Below are 5,848 nucleotides of genomic sequence, written 5' to 3'. Positions count from 1 at the left end.
CGTCCAGCGTGGCGAGCACCGCCGGCAGCGCCGCCCGGCCGGCCGCGCCGACCCCCGCGTACTGCTCGCGGATCAGTCCGCCCGCCTTCGCCGACCACGGCAGCAACTCCGTGTCGAGCAGCAGCCAGTCGGTGCCCAGCTCGGCCCAGAGGCCGGCGGTGGTGACCGCCGCGCGTACCCGGGCCAGCAGCTCGTCGTCGAGCGGCGGACCGAAGAACGGCCGGCCGGTACGGGTGTGCACGGCCCCGCCGCCGAACCGCCCCGGCTCCCGCTCCACCAGCACCACGGCCCGGGAGCCCATGTGCTTCTCCTCGCAGACCACCCGGTCGACGCCGGCCGCGCGGTAGTCGGCGAACGCCTCGGCCGGGTGCTCCAGGAACCCGTCCACGGTCGAGGTCGAGCAGGGCGCCATGGTCGGTGGCAGCCAGACCAGCCGGCCCGGGTCGACCGCGTAGCGGCTCATCACCTCCAGCGCGGCGGCCGCGTTCTCGGCCGGCACGGTCAGCGACCCGTACGCGTGGTTGAGGTGCCGTCGCCCGGTCACGTCGGCCAGGTCGAGCACGGTGTCCGGGCGAGCCGGCGTGGGCGGCACCAGCGGGCGGGCCGGGGCGTACCACTCCCGCACCGCCGGAACGGCGACCAGCTCCTTCTCCGGGTAGCGCAGCGCGGTCAGCTTGCCGCCGAACACGCAGCCGGTGTCCAGGCAGATGGTGTTGTTCACCCACTCCGGCTCGGGCGTCGGCGTGTGCCCGTACACGACCATCGCCGAGCCGCGGTAGTCGCGCGCCCACGGGTAGCGCACCGGCAGGCCGTACTCGTCGGTCTCGCCGGTGGTCTCGCCGTAGAGCGCGAACGACCGCACCCGGCCGGACGCCCGGCCGTGGTAGGCCTCCTTGAGGCCGGCGTGCGCCACCACCAGCCGCCCGCCGTCCAGCACGTAGTGGCTGACCAGGCCGTCGATGAACGTCTCCGCCTCGGCGACGAACTCCGGCGTCTCGGCGGCGAGCTGCTCCATCGTCTCGGCCAGGCCGTGGGTCAGCCGGACGTCCCGGCCGCGCAGCTTGCGCAGCAGCTTCTGCTCGTGGTTGCCCGGCACGCAGATCGCGTGGCCGGCCGCCACCATGCCCATCACCAGGCGCAGCACGCCTGGCGAGTCCGGGCCGCGGTCCACCAGGTCGCCGACGAACACCGCGGTACGCCCCGACGGGTGCGCCGCGTCCACCGGGCGGCCCGCGTCGTCGTGCCGCAGCGCGTAGCCGAGCCGGGACAGCAGCGTCTCCAGCTCGGTACGGCAGCCGTGCACGTCCCCGATCACGTCGAACGGGCCGGTCAGCTCCCGCCGGTCGTTGAACAGCCGCTCGAAGCGGATCTCCGCGGCGTCGATCTCCTCCACCCCGCGCAGCACGTGCACCTTTCGGAAGCCCTCGCGGGCCAGCCGCCCGTACGACTGCCGCAGGTCCCGCCGCATCCGGGTGAGCACCTGCCGGCCGTGGGTCCGGTCGGCGCGGGCCTCGGTGCGCTCCCAGGCCACCGTCTCCGGCACGTCCAGCACGATCGCCACCGGCAGCACGTCGTGCTCCCGGGCCACCCGGATCAGCCCGGCCCGGGCGTGCGGCTGGAGGTTCGTCGCGTCGACCACGGTCAGCCGCCCCCGCCGCAGCCGGATCCCGGCGACGTGGTGCAGCGCGTCGAACGCGTCGGCGGACGCGGACTGGTCGTTCTCGTCGTCGGCCACCAGGCCCCGGAACGTGTCCGAGGAGAGCACCTGGCTGGGCGTGAAGTGCCGGCGGGCGAACGTGGACTTGCCGGAGCCGGAGACACCGACCAGCGCCACCAGGGCGAGTTCGGGAATGTCCAGGACGGTCATCGGTTCGTCTCCTCCTTCCGGTCGTCACGGGTCAGCACCGCCATCTGGGTCGGTGTGCCCAGCTCCGGGTCGGCGTCGCCCACCCCGGTGATCGTGGCCGTGTAGCCGTGCGCCGCCGCCACCCGCCCCACCCAGGCGGCGAACTCCGCCCGGGTCCACTCGAACCGGTGGTCGGCGTGCCGGAACCGGCCCGGCGCCAGCCCCTCGTAGCGGACGTTGTACTCGACGTTCGGCGTGGTCACCACCACGGTGCCCGGACGGGCGTGACCGAAGACCGCGTCCTCCAGCGCCGGCAGCCGCGGCGGGTCGAGGTGCTCCACCACCTCCATCAGCACCGCCGCGTCGTAGCCGCGCAGCCGGTCGTCCCGGTAGGTCAGCGCGGACTGTCGCAGGTGGATCCGGTCCCGCTGCCGCTCGGGCAGCCGGTCCAGCCGCAGCCGGCGGGCGGCCAGGCCGAGCGCCCGGTCGGAGACGTCGACGCCGACCACCTCGGTGAACCGCCGGTCGGCGACGAGCGAGGTGAGCAGCGCGCCGCCGCCGCAGCCCAGGTCCACGACCCGGCTCGCGCCGCTGTCCCGCAGCGCGGCGAGCACCGCCTCCCGCCGCTGTGCGGCCAGGGGTGCCCGGGGCGTCTCCACGGGCTGCTCCGGGTCGATGCTGTCGTCGGCGGTCGGCTCGTCGGCCAGGCGCAGCTCGGCCAGGCGGGCCAGCGCCGCACCCGCCAGGGCCCGCCGGTGCGCCAGGTAGCGCCGGGTGATCAGACCCCGTTCGGGGTGGCCGGCCAGCCAGCCGGATCCGGCCCGCAGCAGCTTGTCCACCTCGTCCGGCGCGACCCAGTAGTGCTTGGCGTCGTCCAGCACGGGCAGCAGCACGTACAGGTGGTTCAGGGCGTCCGCGAGCCGCAGCGTGCCGGTCAGCGTCAGGTCGACGTACCGGCTGTCACCCCACTCCGGGTACGCCTCGTCGAGCGGGATCGGCGTGGCCGTCACGGTCCAGCCGAGCGGGGCGAACACCCGTACCGCCAGCTCGGCGCCGCCCCGGCAGCGCAGCACCGGCACCCGTACGGTCAGCGGGATCGCGGTGGTCGCCAGCTCGGCACGGTCCCGCGACTCGCCGCGCAGCGCCGAACGGAAGACCTTCGCCAGCGCGGAGGAGAGCAGACTGGACGCCGCGTACGGGCGGTCGTTGACGTACTGCCCGAGGGTGAAGCCCTCCGGAGCGGTCGCCTGCCGGCGGCCCCGACCGGCGCCCAGCTTCAGCGGGTCGACCTCGACCAGCAGCGCCGCCGTGCACCGCGCCTCGTCCGCCTCGGGGTAGAACACGTGCGCGACGCCGGCGGGCAGGTCGAAGCTCTGCACGCGGTCCGGGTGCTTCACGAGGAGGTGGCCGAGGTCGGTCGCGGGGCGGTGGGTCGTGGTGAGGGTCAGCAGCACGGGTTCGATGGTCCCTTGATCTTCTGGCTGTGTCGTGGGGGTTTCCGGGGAGCCCGACCCGCTCCGGGCGGTCAGGCTTGATCCCTGCGCGGGTCGGACTCCCCGGAAACCTGACGTGGTCGTTCTCCGCCCGCGCCGCGCTGTCTGGTTGGTTCTTTCGTGGTCCGGATACGGCGGTGCCCCGCCGACCGGGGTGGTCGGCGGGGCACCGCGGTGCGCTTGGTCAGGCGACGAAGCGGGTCTTGCGGCGGCGGGCCACCACGTAGCCGCCGAAGCCGGCGGCGAGCAGCAGCGCGCCGATGCCGGCGATCAGGCCGGTGGAGGAACCGGTGATCGGCAGCGTGCCGCCGTCACCGCCACCCTGGCCGCCGTCGCCAGCCGGGGCGGCGTTCACGACGACCTTGGCGGTGTCGTTGGCAGGCTTCAGGTCACGGGTGAAGCCGCCGTCGCACTGGCACGTGGCATTGATCTTCACCGGCCCGGTCGCGTTGGCGATCACCTTGTCGACCCGGAGCGAGAAGTCCAGCATCGCCGAGTCGCCGGCCTTCAGCACGCTGTCGAAGTAGCAGAAGTAGTGGCGCTGGCCCGGCTCGCCCGGCTCGCCCCACTCGTCGCCGTTCCTGGTGATGCAGTTCTCCGGCACGGCGACCGCCGTCGTGCCCTGCGGCACGTCGAAGCTCAGGTAGGTGACCGAGCTGCCCGCCCGGTTGTAGTCGAGAGTCGCCGGGCCGTTGTTGCGCAGCCCGAAGGTCGCCTTGACCGTGGCGCCGGCCTTGCCGGTCACCGAGGTGCCGAGCGCCTCGAGGTCGGTGCCGTTCTTGCCGGTCGCGTTGACCGTCAGGATCGTGCCGTTGTTCTCCGGCTGCCGGTCGGCCTGGAAGCCCTGAGAGGTCACCTTGGCGGCCGGGACGAGCGCCAGCTTGCCGTCGGTACCGGGCTCACCGATGGTCTCCTGGTAGAAGTCCACGTCCTTCTGGAAGTCCTCGAACTCGGCCGGGGTCATCCAGATGATCTCGCCGTACTTGGAGCTCGGGGCGTAGGTGTCCGCGCCGAGGACGTACGGCATCGACGCGCTGAACGTGCGTCCCGCCGGCAACTCCTCGTCGAACTTGCAGGTGCGCAGCTCGTCGCCCACGTACGTGCAGTTGTTGAAGTGCTTGGCCGCGTTCAGGCCGTAGTCGTTGTAGAAGATGGCGACGGCGCCCTTGGCGGCGGTCTCGCCCGCGTTGCCGACCGTGACGGGAGCGGTGAAGGCCTTACCCGGCGCGGCCGAGGTCTCGATCTCCTGGCCGGCGGCCAGGTCGACGCCCTCGCCGATCCGGATCTTCGCGTCGTGCGAGACCGGGTCGTAGCCGGCGGCGGTCATGGTCACCTTCAGCGTGCCGGCATCGCCGTCCTTCGCCTTGTCGGTGGCCTTGAGCTCCACCTCGAAGATGCCGTTCGAGCCCCACTCGTCGACGTCGATCTCGAACGGGTCGGTGCAGAGCAGCACATACTCCGACGGGTTGCTGCAGTAGGGGTCGTCGTCGCCGACGGTCACCTTGCCGGCCAGGTCGGAGAAGTCGTAGCGGATGGCGACGTCGTGCAGCACGGTCGGCGCGGAGCTGAAGAGCCTGCTCCGCTCGATCTTGCCGTCGCTGTTGGTGGCGATCGTGGTGTCGCTGAAGTAGAGGCCCAGCTTGATCTGGGATCCGCCGGCGACGGCGGGGGTGGCGGAGGCGGCGACGAACGCGCCTGCGACGCCCAACCCGGCGAGCCAACGCCGGGTGGAGTTGCTGAGCATGAGGGGGGTCCTCCCGTGGGGGTGATCAGGTGGAGCCCGTGGAGCTTAAAGATTCCTTAAGCCGACCCGCTGCCCCGGCCGGCGAACATTGACCGAACGGTTGATCACGGATGCCGCAACGTTCCGGCTCCCCGGATCCGTCCTCCAATCGGGACACCGGGAGGTGCAGTGACGTACGAGGAGTTCGCCGACGCGCGGCTGGGCGCCCTGCTGCGGTACGCGGTCATGCTGACCGGTGACCCGCACCAGGCCCAGGACCTGGTGCAGGAGACCATGGTCCGGGTCCAGCTGCACTGGCGTCGGGTGGCGCGCAGCGACGCGCCCGAACGGTACGTGCGCCGGATGCTGACCAACCAGTTCGTCGACTGGCGGCGCGGCTCGTGGGCCCGTCGGGTGCTGCTGCGCGGCGAGCCGGACGAGACGGTGCCGGCGCGGGCGGACCACGCCCAGTCCGCGGTGGACCGGGACCAGGTCTGGACCTGGCTGGCCGGGCTGCCGCGCCGGCAACGCGCGGCGCTGGTGCTGCGCTACTACGAGGACCTGCCCGACGCGGAGATCGCCGAGGTGCTCGGCTGTGCGGTCGGCACCGTCCGGTCCAGCATCTCGCGCGCCCTGGCCACCCTCCGAGCCGCACACGTGGAGGTCTGCTCATGATCGAGGACGAGCTGCGGGCGGCGTTCGCCCGCCACGAGGAACTGGCCCCGCCGACCGGCCCGGTCCGCGCCGCCATCGACCGGGCGGTGACGCGCGGTCGCCGGCGTCGCC

General features: G+C 72.9%; 4 protein-coding genes. 1 reads left to right on the top strand and 3 read right to left on the bottom strand.

The features are described from left to right. The 3 genes from HUW36_RS23770 to HUW36_RS23760 all read right to left on the bottom strand — a co-directional run. Positions 1 to 1,867 (bottom strand): polynucleotide kinase-phosphatase (locus HUW36_RS23770; protein ID WP_174530210.1); only part of this gene is annotated, 1,867 nt, incomplete at its 3' end. Further along, the gene (locus tag HUW36_RS23765; RefSeq protein WP_174530209.1) at positions 1,864 to 3,300 is read right to left on the bottom strand and encodes a 3' terminal RNA ribose 2'-O-methyltransferase Hen1; all 1,437 of its coding nucleotides are present in this window, start codon (positions 3,298 to 3,300) and stop codon (positions 1,864 to 1,866) included. The genes HUW36_RS23765 and HUW36_RS23770, both read right to left, overlap by 4 nt. A 223-nt stretch (positions 3,301 to 3,523) precedes the next feature. Further along, entirely contained in the window at positions 3,524 to 5,083 is a 1,560-nt protein-coding gene (locus tag HUW36_RS23760; protein WP_174530208.1) for an LPXTG cell wall anchor domain-containing protein, read from the bottom strand. A gap of 168 nt (positions 5,084 to 5,251) precedes the next feature. Between HUW36_RS23760 and HUW36_RS23755 the strand changes: the two genes are divergently transcribed. Next, complete coding sequence (locus HUW36_RS23755; protein WP_174530207.1) at positions 5,252 to 5,737, top strand: SigE family RNA polymerase sigma factor; 486 nt, start codon at positions 5,252 to 5,254, stop codon at positions 5,735 to 5,737. Positions 5,738 to 5,848: the final 111 nt, after the last annotated feature.

It is taken from the genome of Micromonospora maritima (genome assembly GCF_902825405.1).
Lineage (GTDB): Bacteria > Actinomycetota > Actinomycetes > Mycobacteriales > Micromonosporaceae > Micromonospora > Micromonospora maritima.
The sequence above is the reverse complement of the archived record's forward strand: the minus strand, read 5'-3'. Positions and strand labels throughout refer to the sequence as shown.